This is a genomic window from Pantoea sp. Seng, from assembly GCF_009829935.1.
GTDB classification, from domain to species: domain Bacteria; phylum Pseudomonadota; class Gammaproteobacteria; order Enterobacterales; family Enterobacteriaceae; genus Pantoea; species Pantoea communis.
Genome location: NZ_SZZV01000009.1, coordinates 125,489 through 145,351 on the forward strand (window position 1 = coordinate 125,489; position 19,863 = coordinate 145,351).

Annotated in this window: 17 protein-coding genes; 2 read left to right on the top strand and 15 right to left on the bottom strand. The window is 54.9% G+C overall.

The window, feature by feature from the left end; all coding sequences use genetic code 11:
* Position 1: 1 nt before the first annotated feature.
* The 15 genes from FD737_RS11530 to ilvI all read right to left on the bottom strand — a co-directional run bounded on the left by FD737_RS11530 (position 2) and on the right by ilvI (position 17,383).
* A complete protein-coding gene (locus FD737_RS11530) occupies positions 2 to 922 on the bottom strand; it encodes a D-alanine--D-alanine ligase (RefSeq protein WP_097118340.1) in 921 nt (306 codons plus the stop codon).
* The gene (gene murC / locus FD737_RS11535; protein WP_160833546.1) at positions 915 to 2,390 is read right to left on the bottom strand and encodes a UDP-N-acetylmuramate--L-alanine ligase; all 1,476 of its coding nucleotides are present in this window, start codon (positions 2,388 to 2,390) and stop codon (positions 915 to 917) included. Before murC ends, FD737_RS11530 begins: the two co-directional genes overlap by 8 nt.
* 69 nt (positions 2,391 to 2,459) lie before the next feature.
* The gene (murG, locus tag FD737_RS11540) at positions 2,460 to 3,518 is read right to left on the bottom strand and encodes an undecaprenyldiphospho-muramoylpentapeptide beta-N-acetylglucosaminyltransferase (protein WP_160833547.1); all 1,059 of its coding nucleotides are present in this window, start codon (positions 3,516 to 3,518) and stop codon (positions 2,460 to 2,462) included.
* The gene (gene ftsW, locus FD737_RS11545; RefSeq protein WP_034829677.1) at positions 3,515 to 4,729 is read right to left on the bottom strand and encodes a cell division protein FtsW; all 1,215 of its coding nucleotides are present in this window, start codon (positions 4,727 to 4,729) and stop codon (positions 3,515 to 3,517) included. The genes murG and ftsW overlap by 4 nt, the downstream gene beginning before the upstream one ends.
* Positions 4,729 to 6,045, bottom strand: coding sequence for a UDP-N-acetylmuramoyl-L-alanine--D-glutamate ligase (gene murD / locus FD737_RS11550; RefSeq protein ID WP_160833548.1), 1,317 nt, complete (start codon positions 6,043 to 6,045; stop codon positions 4,729 to 4,731). The genes ftsW and murD overlap by 1 nt, the downstream gene beginning before the upstream one ends.
* A 2-nt stretch (positions 6,046 to 6,047) precedes the next feature.
* Positions 6,048 to 7,130 carry a phospho-N-acetylmuramoyl-pentapeptide-transferase gene (gene mraY, locus FD737_RS11555; RefSeq protein WP_034829683.1) on the bottom strand — a complete coding sequence of 361 codons (1,083 nt, stop codon included), beginning with the start codon at positions 7,128 to 7,130 and terminating at the stop codon, positions 6,048 to 6,050.
* Positions 7,124 to 8,485 (bottom strand): UDP-N-acetylmuramoyl-tripeptide--D-alanyl-D-alanine ligase, encoded by a 1,362-nt coding sequence (gene murF / locus FD737_RS11560; RefSeq protein WP_160833549.1) that lies wholly within the window; start codon positions 8,483 to 8,485, stop codon positions 7,124 to 7,126. The genes mraY and murF overlap by 7 nt, the downstream gene beginning before the upstream one ends.
* Positions 8,482 to 9,969 (bottom strand): UDP-N-acetylmuramoyl-L-alanyl-D-glutamate--2,6-diaminopimelate ligase, encoded by a 1,488-nt coding sequence (murE, locus tag FD737_RS11565; RefSeq protein WP_097118336.1) that lies wholly within the window; start codon positions 9,967 to 9,969, stop codon positions 8,482 to 8,484. The genes murF and murE overlap by 4 nt, the downstream gene beginning before the upstream one ends.
* Positions 9,956 to 11,722, bottom strand: coding sequence for a peptidoglycan glycosyltransferase FtsI (locus tag FD737_RS11570; protein WP_058960906.1), 1,767 nt, complete (start codon positions 11,720 to 11,722; stop codon positions 9,956 to 9,958). The genes murE and FD737_RS11570 overlap by 14 nt, the downstream gene beginning before the upstream one ends.
* Before the next feature lie 20 nt (positions 11,723 to 11,742).
* On the bottom strand, positions 11,743 to 12,063 hold the full coding sequence (ftsL, locus tag FD737_RS11575; RefSeq protein ID WP_034825986.1) for a cell division protein FtsL: 321 nt from the start codon (positions 12,061 to 12,063) through the stop codon (positions 11,743 to 11,745).
* On the bottom strand, positions 12,060 to 13,001 hold the full coding sequence (rsmH, locus tag FD737_RS11580) for a 16S rRNA (cytosine(1402)-N(4))-methyltransferase RsmH (RefSeq protein ID WP_160833550.1): 942 nt from the start codon (positions 12,999 to 13,001) through the stop codon (positions 12,060 to 12,062). Before rsmH ends, ftsL begins: the two co-directional genes overlap by 4 nt.
* 2 nt (positions 13,002 to 13,003) lie before the next feature.
* Entirely contained in the window at positions 13,004 to 13,462 is a 459-nt protein-coding gene (gene mraZ, locus FD737_RS11585) for a division/cell wall cluster transcriptional repressor MraZ (protein WP_160833551.1), read from the bottom strand.
* Positions 13,463 to 13,955: 493 nt separating this feature from the next.
* Positions 13,956 to 14,966 carry a catabolite repressor/activator gene (gene cra, locus FD737_RS11590; protein WP_097118335.1) on the bottom strand — a complete coding sequence of 337 codons (1,011 nt, stop codon included), beginning with the start codon at positions 14,964 to 14,966 and terminating at the stop codon, positions 13,956 to 13,958.
* A 198-nt stretch (positions 14,967 to 15,164) separates the two neighbouring features.
* Positions 15,165 to 15,656, bottom strand: coding sequence for an acetolactate synthase small subunit (gene ilvN, locus FD737_RS11595; protein WP_034825997.1), 492 nt, complete (start codon positions 15,654 to 15,656; stop codon positions 15,165 to 15,167).
* A gap of 2 nt (positions 15,657 to 15,658) precedes the next feature.
* Positions 15,659 to 17,383 carry an acetolactate synthase 3 large subunit gene (gene ilvI / locus FD737_RS11600; protein ID WP_034825999.1) on the bottom strand — a complete coding sequence of 575 codons (1,725 nt, stop codon included), beginning with the start codon at positions 17,381 to 17,383 and terminating at the stop codon, positions 15,659 to 15,661.
* A 733-nt stretch (positions 17,384 to 18,116) separates the two neighbouring features.
* On the opposite strand from ilvI, the gene leuL reads away from it, so the two are divergent.
* Together leuL and leuA are read left to right on the top strand one after the other, a co-directional pair.
* Positions 18,117 to 18,200 carry a leu operon leader peptide gene (gene leuL, locus FD737_RS24150; RefSeq protein WP_101749442.1) on the top strand — a complete coding sequence of 28 codons (84 nt, stop codon included), beginning with the start codon at positions 18,117 to 18,119 and terminating at the stop codon, positions 18,198 to 18,200.
* 98 nt (positions 18,201 to 18,298) lie between these two features.
* Entirely contained in the window at positions 18,299 to 19,861 is a 1,563-nt protein-coding gene (gene leuA / locus FD737_RS11610; protein ID WP_034826001.1) for a 2-isopropylmalate synthase, read from the top strand.
* Positions 19,862 to 19,863 lie beyond the last annotated feature (2 nt).

Consider the following 19,863-nt stretch of genomic DNA (forward strand, 5'->3'; position numbering starts at 1 on the left):
ATCAGTCAGCCAGTTCCAGAATACGCGCCACCAGCTGCGGGAAACTGTATCCCGCCTGCTTTGCGGCCATCGGCACCAGACTGTGGCTGGTCATGCCCGGTGAGGTATTCACTTCCAGCAACTGGAATTTCCCCTCGCCATCTGTCATTACATCGACGCGTCCCCAGCCGCTGCAACCCAGTGCACGCCAGGCTGCCCATACCAGCGTCTTCAATTCTGCTTCCTGATCTGCACTCAAACCACTTGGACAGAAGTATTCAGTATCGTCAGAAATGTATTTAGCTTCATAGTCATAGAACTCGCTGGCGGTTTTAATTCTGATTGAAGGCAGAATTTCATCACCCAGGATGCCAACGGTATATTCCGCACCACTCAGGAATGCCTCAACTAGCACGTCATTATCGTGGCGAAACGCTTCATCCAGCGCTGCAGGCAAGGCTTCTAACGTGTTCACACGGCTGATGCCGACACTAGAACCTTCACAGCTTGGCTTCACAAACAGCGGCAGCCCGAGCGCATCAATGGCAGCCTGCGTTTGTGCGTCTAAACCCTGCTCCTGCTGCTGACGCGTTAACCAGACGAATTTGCCTGAAGGCAGTCCCCTGCCCTGCCACAGCAATTTGCTGCGCAGTTTATCCATGGTGATCGCCGAAGCCATCACGCCGCTGCCGGTATAGGGCAACTGGAGGAACTCCAGCACCGCCTGCAGCGTGCCATCTTCACCGCCGCGACCGTGCAGAGCGATAAAGGTTTTATCAAAGCCCTGCGCTTTAAGATCCAGCACTGACACATCACGGGTATCCACTCCGTGCGCATCAATGCCCATCTCACGCAGACCAGCTAACACCGCACTGCCCGACATCAGCGACACTTCACGCTCTGCCGAGGTTCCGCCCATCAGGACGGCAACTTTCTCAGCCATGACGGGCCTCCGTTTTTGCTGCTGGCTGCAATTCACTTTCAGCCAACTTGCGGGCGATTTTGCCGATATTGCCGGCGCCCTGAACGATCACCAAATCATCGCCTGACAGCAGTGGCGCCAGCGCTTCCGGCAACGCATCGTGCTCAGAGACCAGAATCGGGTCAACCTTGCCACGATTGCGAATCGCGCGGCACAGTGAACGGCTATCTGCGCCTGGAATCGGCGCTTCACCGGCCGGATAAACATCCAGCATCAGCAATACATCGACCTGTGACAGCACGTTAGCGAAGTCATCGAACAGATCACGAGTTCGCGTGTAACGATGCGGCTGGAATACCATCACCAGTTTTTTCTCTGGCCAGCCGGCACGCGCGGCTTTAATGGTGACATCCACTTCCGTTGGGTGATGACCGTAATCATCCACCAGCATTGCGGTGCCTGGATTGCCATTGACCGCTGCGGTATCAAATTCGCCCAGCACATCAAAGCGGCGCCCGGTGCCCTGGAAGCTCTCCAGTGCCGCCAGAATCGCGTTATCTTCAATGCCTTCTTCTGTCGCCACTGCAACCGCAGCAGCAGCATTTAAGGCATTGTGACGGCCCGGCGCATTCAGGGTCACTTTCAGCACCGGTTTGTCCTGACGAATCAGGGTAAAGTGCCCCTGCGCGCTGCGTTGTTCATAGTTTTCGATGCGCACATCGGCGTCATCACTGAAACCGTAAGTGGTGACCTGACGGCCTACGCGTGGGATCAAATCGCGGATCACCACATCATCTACGCACATCACCGCACGTCCGTAGAACGGTAGGTTATGCAGGAAGTTGATGAACGTCTGCTTCAGGTTCTCGAAATCGCCCTGATAGGTGTCCATATGATCCGCTTCGATGTTGGTGACAATCGCCACCATCGGCTGCAGATGCAGGAACGACGCGTCACTCTCATCGGCTTCCGCAATCAGGTAACGGCTGGTGCCCAAACGCGCATGTGTGCCCGCTGCTTTCACCAGGCCGCCATTGACGAAAGTTGGGTCTAAGCCACCTTCGGCATAAATACTGGTAACCATCGCTGTGGTGGTGGTTTTGCCGTGCGTACCGGCAACCGCGATGCCATGACGGAAGCGCATCAGCTCAGCCAGCATCTCTGCACGGCGAATCACCGGGATACGCTGCTCGCGTGCCGCGACCAGCTCCGGATTGTCCTGAGCCACCGCAGTCGACACCACCACCACGCTCGCATCCGTCACGTTTTCCGGGCGATGGTTGAAATAAATGGTCGCACCCAATGAGGCCAGATGCTGGGTCACCGGGTTAGGCGCCAGATCCGACCCGCTGATGTGATAACCTTCGTTCGCCAACACCTCGGCAATACCGCCCATGCCAGCACCACCGATGCCGACAAAGTGAATGTGCCGGACGCGACGCATCTCGGGCACAATGGAACGCAGTTTTGCCAATTGTTGTGTATTCATCTGTCTCAATTACCTGTTGATCTCATTTGTACCTGCATTCAGGTACAGCCGGTCAAACCGACCTATTAATTACTTCGCGACGCGTGCCACTTCCTGCGCAACCCGATCGGTTGCATCAGGAATCGCTACCTGACGGGCTTTCTCAGCCATCGCCAGCAGCGTGGCGCGATCCCAATGGCGCAACGTGTCCGCTACTGCAGTCGCGGTAAATTGCGGCTGCTCGAAAATTTTGGCTGCGCCCGCTTGCTCCAGCGGCAACGCATTCCAGTACTGCTGACGGTCTTTGTGCTGAAACGGCACGAAGATCGCCGGTAAACCTGCGGCGGCCACTTCGCTCACCGTCAATGCGCCCGAACGACACACCACTACATCCGCCCAGGCATAGGCTTCCGCCATATCATCGATAAACTCGGTGACCTTGTGCTGCGGCTGTCCGGCATCGCGATACGCCTGTTGCACCGTCTCCAGCGCGCCTTTGCCGCTTTGATGCCAAATCGTGATGGCATCACCCAGTTCTGCGGCCACCTGCGGTACTGTCTGATTCAGGATACGTGCGCCCTGGCTTCCGCCGACCACCAGCACACGAATCGCACCAGTGCGCCCATTCAGTCGTTCAGCGGGCAGTGGCAGGGCCAACACATCAGTTCGCACGGGATTGCCGACCACATCCGCTTTCGGAAAAGCGCCCGGAAACGCCTGCATCACTTTGGTGGCAATTTTCGCCAGCCATTTGTTGGTCAGCCCGGCAATGCCGTTCTGCTCATGCAGCACCACAGGAATACCGCAACTCCACGCGGCTAATCCACCTGGACCGGAAACGTATCCGCCCATGCCGAGCACTACGTCCGGCTGCCAGCGCTTCATGATGCGACGCGCCTGGCGCCATGCATTGAAGATGCGTACCGGTGCCAGTAACTGCGCTTTAACGCCTTTGCCGCGCAAACCGCTAATGCGGATAAATTCAATTTCGATGCCATGTTTCGGCACCAAATCCGCTTCCATTCGGTCAGCGGTTCCGAGCCAGCGCACCTGCCAGCCCTGTTCGATCAGATGGTGTGCCACGGCCAGACCCGGGAACACATGTCCGCCGGTTCCGCCGGCCATCACCATCAGCCGCTTGCTACTCATCGAGCACCTCGGGTAAACGCCTGCGCTTTTGCCAGACGCGTTTCATAATCAATGCGCAATAAAAACACGATGGCGGTCGACATGATGATCAGACTTGAGCCACCGTAACTGATCAGCGGCAGTGTCAGGCCTTTGGTCGGCAGCATACCTGCGGCCGCACCGACGTTAACCAGCGCCTGGAAGCTAAACCACACGCCAATTGAGCAAGCGAGGAAGCCAGAAAAGCGCTGATCGATCTCCAGAGCACGGCGACCAATCGACATCGCGCGAAAAGCGACGAAGAATACCATTAACAGCGCCAAAACCACACCGACATAACCCAACTCTTCACCAATGATGGAGAAGATAAAGTCGGTGTGTGCCTCCGGCAGATACTCGAGTTTTTGCACCGAGTTGCCGAGGCCCTGGCCCCAGAATTCACCACGACCGAAGGCCATCAGCGACTGGGTCAGCTGGTAGCCGCTGCCAAACGGATCTTCCCATGGGTTCCAGAAAGAGGTCACACGGCGCATACGATAGGGTTCAGCGATAATCAGCAGCACCACGGCAAAAATACCGGAGCCGATGATCGCCAGGAACTGCCACATTTTGGCACCCGCGAGGAACAGCATCGCTAGCGTCGTCACAAACAGCACAACTACAGTTCCGAGATCCGGTTGCGCCAGCAGTAACACGGCCAACACCACCATCACGCCCATCGGCTTACAAAAGCCCCAGAAGTTGTTGCGCACCTCTTCCACTTTGCGCACCAGATAGCTGGCGAGATAGCAAAACAGGGAAAGCTTGGACAATTCGGCCGGCTGAATACGCAGTGGGCCGAGGGCAATCCAGCGCGATGCACCGTTAACCGAACTACCCACCACCAGGACGATCAGCAGCATTGCCACAGACGCCATCAGCATCACGTTGCTGTAGCGCTGCCAGAAATCCATTGGGACGCGCAATGTTACCAGCGCCATGCCTACCGCCAGGGCAATATAGAAAGCGTCGCGTTTAGCGAAGTAGAACGGGTCTTCGTTAAGACGCTGGCCGACCGGCATCGACGCTGAAGTCACCATCACAAAGCCGATAATCGCCAAACCAAAGGTCAGCCACAGCAGCGTACGATCATACAGTACCACTGGCGCATCATCATTTTCACGGCCGCCCATCACCCAATCGCGTAAACGCACGGAGAGGAAGCTGGCAATACCGGCACCTGGAATGCGCATCAGCTCAACTCCTTCGCCAGTTGCGCGAAAATATCGCCGCGCTGTTCAAAATTGCGGAACTGATCGAGGCTGGCGCAGGCCGGTGACAGCAGCACCATATCGCCCGCCTTCGCCTGAGGTGCAATCTGCTCCATGGCCTGCTGCATCGTCTCTGTGCGCGTGGCGATCTCCGGGCGCAACGCCGCGAGCGCATCGCCGTCACGACCAAAGCAGTAGATGCGAACATTGTCGCCCTGCAAAAAGCGCGTCAGTGCACTGAAGTCAGCGGATTTGCCATCGCCGCCCATCAACAGCCACAAGGTGCCTTTCACCTGCAAACCATTGAGTGCCGCTTCAGTACTGCCGACATTGGTGGCTTTGGAGTCATTAATCCAGCGAACGCCATTGGCTTCATGCACCAGCTGGAAACGGTGCGCCAGGCCAGTGAAAGTCGTTAACGCTTTCAGACTGGAAGCGCGCGGGATATTCACCGCATCTGCCAGTGCCAGGGCCGCCAGTGCGTTGGTGTAGTTGTGCTGGCCCACCAGAGTCATTTCATCAGTATTGAGCACCCTTTCACCCTGCGCCCGCAGCCAGGTGCTGCCCTGCTGCTGGGTCAGGTGATAATCACCGAGATTAATGCCAAAACTGACACAACGTGCATCAACACCGCGAACGGGCATGGTCATACCATCATCGGCATTGACCACACAGACGCGGGCGTTTTCATAAATGCGCAATTTCGCCGCACGATACTGCTGCATGCCCAACGGATAGCGATCCATATGATCTTCCGTTACGTTGAGAATGGTGGCAGCCGCTGCTTGCAGACTGTAGGTGGTTTCAAGTTGGAAGCTGGAAAGTTCCAGCACATACAACTGTGCCGGAGATTTCAGCAGGGTTAGCGCCGGTAAACCGATGTTGCCACCCACGCCAACCTGCCAACCTGCTGCACGGGCCATTTCACCCACCAGGGTGGTGACAGTGCTTTTACCGTTCGAGCCGGTGATCGCGACAATCGGAGCCTGAGCTTCACGGCAAAACAGTTCGATATCACCGACGATTTCGATACCGGCATCCGCGGCTTCACTTAATGCAGGATGTGCCAGCGCGATACCTGGGCTGGCAATAATTAAATCCGATGCCAGCAGCCAGTCGCTGTTGATACCGCCCACATAGCGTTCAACCGCCTCAGGCAACTTGTCGAGGCCAGGCGGAGACACACGGGTATCCATCACGCGAGGCGTCACGCCCTGAGCGAGGAAGAAATCAACACAGGACAGGCCAGTAATGCCTAATCCGATGATGACGACTTTTCTGCCCCGATAGTCAGCCATGATTAACGTACCTTCAGCGTTGCCAGGCCAATCAGCACCAGCATCAGTGAAATAATCCAGAAGCGCACGATGACACGCGGCTCCGGCCAGCCTTTCAATTCATAGTGGTGGTGAATCGGTGCCATGCGGAAAATGCGCTGGCCGCGCAGCTTGAACGAGCCCACCTGCAGGATCACCGACAGTGTTTCAACCACAAACACGCCGCCCATGATCACCAGCAAAAACTCCTGACGCAGCAGCACGGCGATAGTGCCTAACGCGCCGCCCAGTGCCAGTGAACCCACATCGCCCATGAAGACCTGAGCCGGGTAGGTGTTGAACCACAGGAAGCCGAGACCGGCACCGACAATCGCGGTACAGACAATCACCAGCTCACCCGCGTGGCGTAGATACGGGATGTGCAGATATTCCGCAAACTTCACGTTACCGGTCGCCCAGGCGACCAAAGCGAAGCCTGCCGCCACAAAAACGGTGGGCATAATCGCCAGGCCATCCAGACCATCGGTCAGGTTGACCGCATTACCGGTGCCGACAATCACAAAGTAAGCCAGCAGCACATAGAACAATCCCAGCTGCGGCATGATGTCTTTAAAGAACGGCACCACCAACTGAGTGGCCGGTGTGCCTTTGCCCGCAGCGTAAAGCGCAAAAGCCACGCCAAGGGAAATCACCGACATCCAGAAGTATTTCCAGCGGGCAATCAGGCCTTTGGTGTCTTTGCGTACCACTTTGCGATAGTCATCGACGAAACCGATAATGCCGAAACCAATCAGCACCGCCAGCACGCACCACACATAAGGGTTGGATGGATACGCCCACATCAACACCGAGACGGTGATGGAGGTGAGGATCATGATGCCACCCATGGTTGGCGTACCGCGCTTACTGAAGTGCGATTCCGGACCGTCGTTACGCACCACCTGGCCAATTTGCAGTTTCTGCAGCCAGGCGATCAGGCGCGGGCCCATCCAGAGTGATAGGAACAGAGCGGTCAGCAGGCTGACAATGGCGCGAAACGTCAAATACGAGAAGACGTTAAAGCCGGAATAAAGTGCGACCAAATGTTCGGCCAGCCAGACTAGCATGTTCCTTTCTCCTGTAAGCTCTCGACGACCTGCTCCATGGCGGCGCTACGTGAGCCTTTAACCAAAATAGTGATGTCCTGATGTTGGGACAGCAATGCGCGTAAACGTACAGTCAGCTCGGCTTTTGTAGCGAAATGCTCGCCTTTACCGCTGCTTTCACCGATCAACCGACTCAAAGTGCCGGTACTCAGAACACAATCAATACCTGCTGCCCTGGCGGCTTCACCCACCTGCTGATGGCAAGCTTCCGCTTCATCGCCCAGTTCGGCCATATCACCGACGACCATCACTCGGAACCCTGGCATATCGCCCAGTACCTGTGCGGCCGCCGTCATCGAACCGACGTTGGCGTTATAGCTGTCATCCAGCAGCAGTTGATTGTCTGCCAGACGAATCGGGAACAGACGCCCCGGTACGGGCTGCAGTGTTTTCAAACCGGTTTGGATCGCGCTTAGCGGGGCATCAACGGACAGTGCCAGCGCAGCAGCAGCAAGCGCGTTCGCGATGTTGTGGCGACCAGGCAGCGGAAGCGCAACAGCAATGTCTCCGCGCGGCGTATGCAAGGTAAACAGCGTGGCGTCGGCGCGTAGCACGATCTCGCTGGCACGGAATTCTGCATCTGCCATCGGCTGTGGCGAGAAGCGCCACAGGGTCTTATCGACAAACTGCGACTGCCAGTTAGCGAGATCGTTGCTGTCAGCATTGACGATGGCGGTGCCGTGTACTGGCAATCCACCAAAAATTTCGCCTTTGGCTTTCGCTACACCGGCCAGTGAACCAAAGCCTTCCAGATGCGCTGCAGCGAGATTATTCACCAGCGCCGTTTCAGGACGCACTAAATCGGTGGTGTAAGCAATCTCGCCCTGATGATTGGCACCCAGCTCAATCACCGCGAACTCGTGTTCTGGGGTCAGACGCAGCAACGTCATCGGCACGCCGAAGTCGTTGTTCAGGTTGCCAGCGGTATAGAGGGTTTCACCACACTGACGCAAAATGGCAGCGGTCATCTCTTTGACGGAGGTTTTACCGGATGAACCGGTCAGGGCTACCACGCGCGCCTTCGATTGCTGACGCACCCAGGCGCCGAGCTGACCAAAGGCAATGCGGGTATCTGCCACCACCACTTGCGGCACATCTAAAGGCAAGTGCTTACTCACCAGCAGCGCTTTGGCACCCTGGGCAATAGCATCCTGAGCAAAGTCATGCGCATCAAAACGCTCACCGACCAGTGCGACAAACAGGCTGCCATCAGCCACTTTACGCGTGTCGCTGGTCACATCATTCAGCGTCAAATCAGCGCCGTGCAGTTGACCACCACTGATTTCAGCCAGTGTTTTCAAAGAAACCGGGATCATGCTATCACCCCCAGTAAACGGGCGACGGTGTCGCGATCGGAGTAATCCAAACGACGGTTACCAATGATTTGATAATCTTCATGGCCTTTACCAGCCACCAGCACGATGTCATCGACATTGGCCTGCATCACGGCGTTAGTGACCGCTTGCGCACGTCCCGCGACCACGCGGGCGCGACCGGGATCAAGCAAGCCAGTCAGAATGTCATTCACAATCGCGGCAGGTTCTTCGCTGCGCGGATTGTCATCGGTGATGACCACGATGTCAGAGAACTGTTCGGCAATCGCGCCCATCAGCGGACGTTTGCCTTTGTCACGATCGCCGCCGCAGCCAAACACGCACCAAAGTTTGCCTTTGCAGTGCAGGCGGGCAGCTTCTAACGCTTTTTCCAGCGCATCGGGGGTGTGAGCATAATCCACCACCACTGTGGGTTTTTCTGGCGCCGTGAACACTTCCATGCGACCGCATACCGGTTGCAGCTGAGCAGCGCTTGATACCAGCGCCTCCAGCGGATAATCGAGCGTCAGCAAGGTGGCCAGTGCCAGCAGCAGATTGCTGACATTGAATGCGCCCATCAGACGGCTATCAAATTCCCCGTCGCCCCAGCTGGAGCTGAACTGGATATGCGCACCGCCATCGTGATAATTCACCGCTGTGGCTTTCAACCAGCGTCCACGACAGCCAGGCTGCAAGTTGTCAGCCAGGGTGACGGCAACGGCATCCGGCAGTTTCTCCAGCCAGCGGCGTCCGACCTCGTCATCAGCGTTGATAATGGCTTCGCCAACCTGATGCTCAGAGAACAGCAGCCATTTGGCGGCTTCGTAGCCCTGCATATCACCATGATAATCGAGGTGGTCGCGGCTCAGGTTGGTGAATACGGCAGCCGCGAAGGGCAGTGCCGCCACGCGATGCTGCACCAGGCCGTGAGAAGAGACTTCCATCGCGGCCAGCGTGGCGCCCTGCTCCACCAAATCATTCAACACATGTTGAACATCTACCGCGGAACCGGTGGTGTTTTCGGTAGCCACCAGTTGGCCATATAAGCCATTACCCACCGTGCCCATCACGGCACCGGTTTCACCCAGCAGATTGGCCCACTGCGCCATCAACTGCGTGGTGGTGGTTTTTCCGTTGGTGCCGGTGACACCGATTAATTTAAGTTTTTCAGCAGGCTGCTGATAAAAGCGCCCGGCCAGTGCAGAGAGACGCTGCTGCAACTGCGCCAGGTAGATAACCGGGACGCCGTGCATCTCGCGGATATCTCCATCGCTGGCTTCACCCTCGGCTTCGGCAATCACTGCCGCCACGCCTTGAGCAATAGCCTGCGGAATAAAACGACGTCCATCAGCATGATGGCCCGCCACGGCGATAAACAGATCGCCAGCAGCCGCTGAGCGGCTGTCTAGTGTCATGTCACGGAGTGGACGCGCCGGCGCACCCGGCACCCACGGGGCCAGTAAATCGCGCAGGTTACGATCGGTCACTTGATTCCTCACTTCTGTTCTTCACCAACTCGTCTTTATCAATTGTCGGCAGCGCATCTGGTTCAATGTTCATGGTGCGTAATACACCGCCCATGATGGCGCCAAACACCGGTGCAGAAACCGCACCACCATAATATTTACCGGCCTGGGGATCGTTGATCACCACCACCAGCGCAAAACGAGGGCGACTGGCAGGTGCAACACCTGCCGTGTAAGCAATGTATTTATTGACGTAGCGTCCATCCGGTCCCACTTTTTTCGCAGTACCGGTTTTAATCGCGATGCGATAACCCTTGATGGCGGCTTTAACCCCACCGCCACCAGGCAGCGCAACGCTTTCCATCATGTGCATCACCGTTTTCACCAGGTCTTCCTGGAAAACGCGTTCACCCGCCACTGGCGGGTCAACTTTGGTGATCGACAGCGGGCGGTTGATGCCGTAGCTGCCAATGGTTGCGTAGACTCGCGCTAACTGTAACGGTGTTACCATTAGCCCGTAGCCGAAAGAGAAGGTGGCCCTCTCTATGTCAGACCACCGTTGTTTTTGAGGGTATAAGCCACTACTTTCCCCGACCAGCCCCAAATTGGTCGGTTTACCCAGTCCAAAGCGCGCGTAAGTATCTACGAGTGCTGAGGAGGGCATCGCTAACGCCAAACGTGAAACCCCGACGTTACTCGACTTCTGTAAAACCCCGGTAAGGGTCAATTCGTTGTAGCGTGCCACGTCCTTGATCTCATGACCATTGACGCGGTACGGCACGGTATTCAGTACGCTGTTCTCTTTCACCACGCCACGCTGCAGCGCGGTCATCACCACCATCGGTTTGACGGTGGAGCCTGGCTCGAAGATGTCGGTAATGGCACGGTTGCGCATCACATCTTTCGGCGTGTTGGAGAGATTGTTTGGGTTGTAAGCCGGGCTGTTGGCCATTGCCAACACTTCACCGGTGTTCACATCCACCAAAACGGCAGTGCCCGACTCCGCTTTGTTGAAAGCCACGGCATTGTTCAGCTCGCGGTACACCAGCGCCTGCAAGCGTTCGTCGATGCTGAGCGTCAGGTTGTGCGCCGCGCGGCTGTCTACAGAGGAGATATCTTCAATCACGCGACCGTAGCGGTCTTTACGCACCGTACGCTCGCCTGGTGCGCCGGTCAGCCACTTGTCGAAGCTCTTTTCGATGCCCTCAATGCCCTGACCATCAATGTTGGTAAAGCCGATCAGATGTGCAGTGACCTGACCGGCTGGATAGTAACGACGCGACTCTTCACGCAGGTAAATGCCGGGCAGCTTGAGTTTTTTGACGTATTCGCCGATCGCTGGATTCACCTGACGCGCCAGATAGATAAAGCGCCCTTTGGGATTGGCATTCACGCGCGCGGCGAGTTGATCGAGTGGGATGGACAACGCATCTGAAAGGGCTTTCCAGCGGCTGTCGAGTGACACGCCGCCATGTTCCATCAGCTCTTTAGGATCGGCCCAGATGGCATTCACCGGCACGCTGACGGCTAACGGACGGCCAGCACGATCGCTGATCATGCCACGTGCTGTGGGAACAGATTGAACACGCAGCGAACGCAAATCCCCTTCTTTGACCAGCTTATCCGGGCTGATGACCTGTAACCACGCCACGCGTGACAGCAATCCGCCCAAAGCCAGTAAAATACAGCCGCACAGCAACGCAAAACGCCAGCTTATAAAGCTGGCCTTATCTTCCTGTTTTTTTAACTTCAGCGTTTTGCCTGCGCCGCTCATTGAGGTCTGCGATTCCTTATTTATCTCTGCACCACGATATTTTCCTGTGAAGGATCAACATGCTGCATCTGCAGCTTATCGGTTGCTATTCGCTCAACCCGGCTATGATCGCCGAGCGCATTCTCTTCCAAAATCAGGTTACGCCACTCGATATCGAGCGCATCACGTTCTAACACCAACTGTTCGCGCTGCGCCGTTAACAGGCGCGTTTTATGCGTGGTGGTCACCACCAACACCGAGGACACTAGTACTGCAATCAGCAGCAACACCGGGATCTTGCCGAATCGCAGCAGGTCACCGCCGATGACGCCGGGCAGGCTGTGTCGCTCGTTGCCAATCATGTCGCGGTCCTCTCAGCAATACGCAGTACCGAACTGCGCGCGCGTGGGTTCTCGTTGACTTCCGCTTCACCCGGAATCAGCTTGCCTAAGGTTTTCAATTCACGTCCACCTAGCGCTTTAAGCTGGCTTTCGGTCATTGGGATACCCGCTGGAACTTGCGGGCCTCGGCTCTGATCGCGCATAAAACGCTTCACCAAACGGTCTTCCAGCGAATGGAAGCTGATAACCGATAACCGCCCGCCAGGTGCCAGCACCGACATTGCCCCTTTCAGTGCAGTATCGATCTCTTCCAATTCGCTGTTGATCCAGATACGAATCGCCTGGAAGGTGCGCGTGGCCGGATGTTTAAACTTGTCCTTCACCGGCATCGCAGCAGCGATCACGGTGGCTAACTCTTTGGTGCGCGTCATTGGCTGTTCACGATTACGCTCGACGATGGCGCGTGCGATACGTTTGCCAAATTTCTCTTCACCGTAGGTCTTGATGACGAAGGCGATATCGGCTTCCTCGGCGTTCATCAGCCACTCTGCTGCAGACTGGCCCCGTGTCGGGTCCATACGCATATCCAGTGGCCCATCACGCATAAACGAGAAACCGCGCTCTGCGTCATCCAACTGCGGTGATGACACGCCAAGATCGAGCAATACGCCATCGATCTTACCGGTGAGACCACGCGCTTCGACATACTCTGCGAGCGCCGAAAAGGGTCCGTGCACGATCGAAAAACGTGGATCCTGAATTTCAGCTGCAGCGGCTATGGCTTGCGGATCGCGATCGATCGCCAGTAAGTGCCCTTTCTCGCCCAGTTGCGAAAGGATCAGACGTGAGTGACCGCCGCGCCCAAAAGTGCCGTCAATGTAAATGCCGTCTTCCCTGATATTGAGGCCGTTAACCGCCTCATCCAGCAGCACTGTGGTGTGTTTAAAATTATCCTGCATAGCTATAGCGACAAGTCCTGCAACCGCTCAGATAAAGGCTCCTGAGCTGACTGTTCTGCGTCAATATCGTCCTTAACTTGTTGATACCAGGTCTGTTCATCCCACAGCTCAAACTTATTGAACTGTCCAACCAGCATCACTTCTTTGGTCAGGCTCGCATGTTGCCGTAGCGTATTCGCCAGCAACAAACGACCTGCATTATCCATCTGGCATTCGCTGGCATGTCCTAACAGCAGTCGCTGCACGCGACGTTCGTTCGGATTCATGCTGGATAAGCGCGCCAGTTTTTTCTCGATGATTTCCCATTCGGGCAGGGTATAAAGCAACAGACATGGCTGGTGGAGGTCAATGGTGCACACCATTTGCCCCTGAGACTCCGCGACAAGCAATTCACGATAGCGTGTTGGTACCGCCAATCGGCCTTTGCAGTCGAGATTGACTAACGTTGCTCCTCGGAACATGTCAGTCCTACCCCCCAATCACCCGTTTTCACCACTTTATCCCACTTTTTACCACGAAACGAGTTTACGGAGCCTATGAAATCCTTGTCAAGCCGCAACGACAAGTGAATATCACTCTTTACAAGGGTGAGAATTATTTAGTGGAGGGGAATTTAGGGGAATGAATGGCAAAATAAAAATTTAACCTGATGAATAATGGAATAAAAATTTTCACGATTTGAAAAATGGCGAAAAATAAAGCGTTTTAATCGCAAAAGATAATTATCCCGGGATATGCGACAGCGGCTGCATTTTAGGGGATTTCTGAAAGGAAGCCCAGCACCATCGCGCCAGCTCTGCTACGCGTCACTGCTGAAGATGTAAACAAATAAGAAAATTCAGTGCAGTTAATTCGTTAGGGAAAGTGGTGACTATTTACGCTTTTTTACCCCAGTCCTATGGCAGAAAAATATCTGGATGATTAATAAGTGCGGGCAGCGATCTGCCCGCGATTTCATTTAGTGCGGCGACTTAACTGACCACGGCGGAATAAATTGCGGCGAATACGGGTTAATCCCGGCTTCGGTTTGCGCGGTTCATCCAGCGAGGCCAAAACTAATTCCAGCACGCGCTCGGCCACATCACGATGTCGCTGCCCCACCGCCAGTACCGGGCACTCTAAAAAGTCCAGTAATTCGTGGTCGCCAAAGGTGGCGATAGCCAGGTCAGTGGGCAGGCGGCCATCCCGCTTTAGGGTAATGTCCATCACGCCCTGAAGCAGACCGAATGAGGTGGTAAACAACGCATCTGGCATCGGATGATCTTCGAGGTATTTCTCGAACAGTGTGGCAGCCGCAGTGCGATCAAAGCTGTTGCAGTAGAGGTAATCCACCGTGCGTTCATCGTCTTTCCACGCATCGCGGAAGCCCATTTCACGCAGGAAACTGACTGAAAGCTCAGGCAAGGCCCCAAGGAACAGCACGTTTTTCACCGGAAGCTGACGCAATTCAGCCGCCAGAGCATGCGCATCGTCCTGATCGGCACCGACCACACTGGTGAAGTGTTCACGATCCAGCGCACGGTCCAGCGCGATAATCGGCAGCGGATCGTTGATCCAGCGCTGATAAAACGGGTGTTCTGGCGGCAACGAGGTCGAAACAATGATCGCATCCACCTGGCGCTGCAGCAGATGTTCAATACAGCGCATTTCATTGTCAGGCTGATCTTCCGAGCAGGCAATCAGCAGCTGATAGCCACGTTGGCGTGCCTGGCGCTCCAGATAATTGGCAATGCGCGTGTAACTGGTGTTCTCAAGATCCGGGATCACCAGACCAATTGAACGCGTACGTCCGGCGCGCAGGCCTGCCGCAACAGCATTGGGGTGATAATTATGTTCACGCACCACCGCCATCACTTTTTCGACGGTTTTGTCGCTGACACGATACTGCCGCGCTTTGCCATTGATAACGTAGCTGGCCGTGGTGCGCGACACGCCCGCCAGGCGCGCAATTTCATCCAGTTTCACGATGACACCTTAATTCTGATAAGCCAGGGCTGGGCAAATGTCCGCAGAGTAGCTATGGGTAAAACATTTGTAACATCTAACCGCAGAACACTACGCTGAGCAACCGCTTTTATCGGGCAGCACTCACAAGCGCATTAAATAAAAAAAACCCGGCATTACGCCGGGTTAGCTTGGAAGCAGGATGATAACTCTGCGGAATTAACGCATCACACGATCGCCACGTGACACGCCCACAATCCCTGATCGCGCCACTTCAACGATCTCAGCAACATCGCGTACCGTGTTGAGGAAGGCGTCGAGTTTATCGCTGGTGCCTGCCAGCTGAACCGTGTACAGCGTTGGCGTCACATCGATAATCTGGCCACGGAAAATTTCCGCGCTGCGCTTCACTTCTTCACGGCCATACCCGCTTGCCTGAATCTTCACCAGCATGATTTCACGTTCAACGTAAGCCCCCTGCCCCAGCTCGCTGACACGTAACACGTCCACCAGCTTGTGCAGTTGCTTCTCAATCTGCTCCAGTACTTTTTCATCGCCGACCGTCTGAATGGTCATGCGTGACAGCGTTGGATCATCGGTCGGCGCAACGGTCAGACTTTCGATGTTGTAGCCGCGCTGTGAGAACAAGCCCACCACGCGAGACAATGCGCCGGATTCATTTTCCAGCAGTACCGATAACACACGACGCATAATTAAGTCCTCTCCGTTTTGCTCAGCCACATCTCATCCATCGAACCGCCGCGAATCTGCATCGGGTAAACGTGCTCGCTGCCGTCGATATTCACATCAACAAACACCAGACGCCCTTTCGCCAGGGTATCCAATGCCAGCTGCAGCTTCTCTTCCAGCTCAGCGGGGTGCGCGATGGAAATACCCACGTGTCCGTAGGCTTCGGCTAAACGCACAAAGTCAGGCAGAGATTGCATGTAGGATTGCGAGTGGCGGCCGGAATAAATCATATCCTGCCACTGTTTCACCATACCGAGGAAACCGTTGTTGAGGTTCAGCACCAGCACCGGTAAATCGTACTGCAGTGCCGTCGACAGTTCCTGGATGTTCATCTGAATACTGCCATCACCGGTCACGCAGATGACGGTTTCATCCGGCAGCGCCATTTTCACCCCCAGCGCAGCCGGTAAGCCGAAGCCCATGGTGCCAAGGCCACCGGAGTTGATCCAGCGACGCGGCTTATCAAACTGATAATAGAGCGCGGCGAACATCTGATGCTGGCCGACATCAGAGGTAACGTACGCATCCCCCTTAGTCAGACGCCAGATGGTTTCGATCACCGCCTGCGGTTTGATCTTGTCGCTGGTGCGATCAAATTCAAGGCACTTACGGCTACGCCAGCCATCAATGGTCTGCCACCAGTCGCGCAGGCTATCCAGCTCTTGCTTCGCATCGCTTTGCGCCAGCAGTTCCAGCATCTGCGACAACGTCTGCTTCGCATCACCGACAATCGGGATATCGGCGCTGACGGTCTTGGAAATCGAGGTCGGATCGACGTCGATATGCATGATGGTGGCGTTCGGGCAATATTTCGCCAGGTTGTTGGTAGTACGGTCATCGAAGCGCACACCAATGCCGAAAATCAAATCGGCATTGTGCATGGTCATATTGGCTTCGTAAGTACCGTGCATACCCAGCATGCCTACACTCTGGCGATGCGTGCCAGGGAACACGCCGAGGCCCATCAGTGACATGGTGACCGGAATATTCAGCTGTTCAGCTAACTGCAGCAGCTCCGCCTCACAGCCGGACATAATCGCACCGCCACCGGCATAAATCACCGGCTTATGCGCGGCCAGTAGCGTTTGCAGTGCACGCTTAATCTGTCCTTTATGCCCCTGAATCGTCGGGTTATAAGAGCGCATGCTGACCGACTCAGGATAGACGTACGGCAGTTTGTTCGCTGGGTTAAGAATGTCTTTTGGCAGGTCGATCACCACCGGGCCTGGGCGGCCGCTTGCTGCCAGCCAGAAGGCTTTTTTCAGCACGGTTGGGATCTCTTCGGCGTTTTTCACCAGGAAGCTGTGTTTGACCACCGGACGGGAAATCCCGACCATGTCGCACTCCTGGAACGCATCGTAGCCGATCAGTGAAGACGGCACCTGACCCGACAGAATCACCATCGGAATCGAATCCATATAGGCCGTCGCAATACCGGTAATGGCATTGGTGGCGCCTGGACCTGAGGTGACCAGCACCACGCCGACTTCGCCGGTCGCGCGTGCCAGACCATCTGCCATATGCACAGCGCCTTGCTCGTGACGCACTAATACGTGGTCAATACCACCGACCGTTTGCAGCGCATCGTAAATGTCGAGCACTGCTCCGCCCGGATAGCCGAATACCTGCTTAACGCCCTGATCGATTAACGAACGGACGACCATTTCGGCTCCTGACAACATCTCCATTTTCTGCCTCCAGGCTTGAGGAACCGGATCCCGTGACGCGCATTGCCCCTGCGCCACTGGCACCCAGCCCCGTATTCGCCAGTTAAGATCAAAACCTTATGTTTATGCTCAGATGACAGAATTCATTTCTGCCTTCCAGGTACAGGGAATCTACTTGAGTTGATTCTTTTAAGAGTAGGTCGATTACCATAACCGCAGAAAAGCCGGCCTGCAAACGACAGGAGGCTGCGACAGGCTTATTTCGACACAAAAGGCACTGACACGTGATAATCGCTCTCGAGGATTAAACTAATGCCATCCCACAACCACAGATGAAAATGCTGGTTTCATGATTATTTGCAGCGTGTTCTAAGAAATATGATTTTCATATTGCCTGGCCGGTTAGCCCACAATTTTTCCTGAATATTACTTTCTGGCGTGATTAACTTCAAAATCCGCTTCTTGCATGACATTGTGCTAAGCTACCCGCCAAATCTTGTTTTTAAAATTGTGCCAAAACTCAGATTAAATACATTAAATTCAACAACTTAAAAATAATTCGTTTTTATAAAAAATTTTTTAGGCTGTTTAAGCCATTATGCATGCAGCTAATTAATGCCAAAGCTCTGTATAGCGGGATATTCGCAGCAGATCGCCCTTAAAGGACAAAAGAAATACCCTTTCACTTAGGGTTGACTTCCCACAGTAATCCCAGTATCAATATGTGCAGCACAAAATTTACGAGGTTTGATTCATGTTCCATTCTTTCCGCCTACTCGGTCTACTACTAAACGCATTCAGTTTGCGCGGTAGACTTGTGGGTGGAATCAATCACTGATTCGAACCTGAAGAAGTTTAAAGAACCCGCGCCGATGCGCGGGTTTTTTTATGCTCGTTACACCGGCGAAGTTGAGTTAAAGCAAAAGGAAGATGACCATGAGCCAGCAAGTTATTATTTTCGATACCACTCTGCGCGACGGCGAGCAGGCATTACAGGCCAGCCTGAGTGTTAAAGAAAAACTGCAGATCGCCCTGGCGCTGGAGCGTATGGGCGTGGATGTAATGGAAGTCGGTTTCCCTATCTCTTCGCCAGGCGATTTCGAATCGGTGCAGACCATCGCGCGCTCGGTGAAAAACAGCCGCGTTGCTGCCCTGGCCCGCTGCGTGGATAAGGATATTGATGCCGCCTACGAGGCTTTGCGTGTGGCTGAAGCATTCCGCATTCATACTTTCCTCGCCACTTCGCCAATGCATATCGCCACCAAATTGCGCAGTACCTTGCCAGATGTGATTGACCGCGCGGTAGCCTCGATTAAACGTGCCCGCAACTATACCGATGACGTTGAGTTTTCTTGCGAAGACGGTGGCCGTACGCCGATCGACGATCTGTGCCGCGTAGTGGAAGCCGCGATCAACGCCGGCGCGACCACCATCAACATCCCGGATACGGTTGGTTACACCTTGCCGCACGAGTACGCTAACATCTTCAGCCAGTTGCGCGAACGCGTACCGAACATCGATAAAGCTATCTTGTCTGTTCACACCCATGATGATTTGGGCATGGCAACCGGCAATGCCGTAGCAGCAGTGTTAGCAGGTGCGCGTCAGGTTGAAGGCACCATCAATGGCCTGGGCGAACGTGCCGGTAACTGTGCGCTGGAAGAAGTGATTATGGCGATTAAAACCCGCCAGCAGATCATGAACCTGCACACCAATATCCATCATCAGGAAATCTACCGCACCAGCCAGTTGATCAGCCAAATCTGCAACATGCCGATTCCAGCCAACAAAGCGATTGTGGGTACGGGTGCGTTTGCTCACTCCTCTGGTATTCACCAGGATGGCGTGTTGAAGAACCGCGAAAACTACGAAATCCTGACGCCAGAATCGATCGGCTTACACAAAATTCAGTTGAACCTGACTTCACGTTCAGGCCGTGCTGCGGTGAAACATCGCATGGAAGAGATGGGCTACAAAGATTCCGACTACAACGTCGATGCTCTGTACGATGCCTTCCTGAAGCTGGCCGACAAGAAAGGCCAGGTATTTGATTACGATTTGGAAGCGCTGGCGTTCATCAACAAACAGAATGAAGAGCCAGAATATTTCCAGCTGAACGAATTTAATGTACAGACCGGTTCCAGCGTCACTGCCACCGCGTCGGTGCAGTTGGGCTGTGGCGAAGAGACCAAAGCCGATGCCGCGACCGGTAACGGCCCGGTGGATGCCGTATATCAGGCCATCAACCGCATCACCGGCTTTGAAGCAGAATTGGTGAACTACAAGTTGACCGCGAAAGGCCACGGCGAGAACGCGCTGGGCCAGGTTGATATCGTGGTGAACTACAACGGTCGTAAATTCCATGGCGTTGGCCTGGCGACCGATATCGTCGAATCTTCTGCTAAAGCGATGGTGAACGCCCTGAACAACATCTGGCGCGCCAAACAGGTAGAAAAAGAATTGCAGCGTAAATTTAAAGATCAGAAGGAAACGGTGTAACT

What these genes read in the sequence shown, in the direction of transcription:
- leuA (WP_034826001.1), top strand. Translation starts at nt 18,299, where the DNA reads ATGAGCCAGCAAGTTATTATTTTCGATACCACTCTGCGCGACGGCGAG.
- FD737_RS11530 (WP_097118340.1), bottom strand. Translation starts at nt 922, where the DNA reads ATGGCTGAGAAAGTTGCCGTCCTGATGGGCGGAACCTCGGCAGAGCGT.
- murG (WP_160833547.1), bottom strand. Translation starts at nt 3,518, where the DNA reads ATGAGTAGCAAGCGGCTGATGGTGATGGCCGGCGGAACCGGCGGACAT.
- FD737_RS11570 (WP_058960906.1), bottom strand. Translation starts at nt 11,722, where the DNA reads ATGAGCGGCGCAGGCAAAACGCTGAAGTTAAAAAAACAGGAAGATAAG.
- mraY (WP_034829683.1), bottom strand. Translation starts at nt 7,130, where the DNA reads ATGCTAGTCTGGCTGGCCGAACATTTGGTCGCACTTTATTCCGGCTTT.
- leuL (WP_101749442.1), top strand. Translation starts at nt 18,117, where the DNA reads ATGTTCCATTCTTTCCGCCTACTCGGTCTACTACTAAACGCATTCAGT.
- ilvI (WP_034825999.1), bottom strand. Translation starts at nt 17,383, where the DNA reads ATGGAGATGTTGTCAGGAGCCGAAATGGTCGTCCGTTCGTTAATCGAT.
- murC (WP_160833546.1), bottom strand. Translation starts at nt 2,390, where the DNA reads ATGAATACACAACAATTGGCAAAACTGCGTTCCATTGTGCCCGAGATG.
- rsmH (WP_160833550.1), bottom strand. Translation starts at nt 13,001, where the DNA reads ATGCAGGATAATTTTAAACACACCACAGTGCTGCTGGATGAGGCGGTT.
- murF (WP_160833549.1), bottom strand. Translation starts at nt 8,485, where the DNA reads ATGATCCCGGTTTCTTTGAAAACACTGGCTGAAATCAGTGGTGGTCAA.
- ilvN (WP_034825997.1), bottom strand. Translation starts at nt 15,656, where the DNA reads ATGCGTCGTGTGTTATCGGTACTGCTGGAAAATGAATCCGGCGCATTG.
- murD (WP_160833548.1), bottom strand. Translation starts at nt 6,045, where the DNA reads ATGGCTGACTATCGGGGCAGAAAAGTCGTCATCATCGGATTAGGCATT.
- ftsW (WP_034829677.1), bottom strand. Translation starts at nt 4,729, where the DNA reads ATGCGCATTCCAGGTGCCGGTATTGCCAGCTTCCTCTCCGTGCGTTTA.
- ftsL (WP_034825986.1), bottom strand. Translation starts at nt 12,063, where the DNA reads ATGATTGGCAACGAGCGACACAGCCTGCCCGGCGTCATCGGCGGTGAC.
- mraZ (WP_160833551.1), bottom strand. Translation starts at nt 13,462, where the DNA reads ATGTTCCGAGGAGCAACGTTAGTCAATCTCGACTGCAAAGGCCGATTG.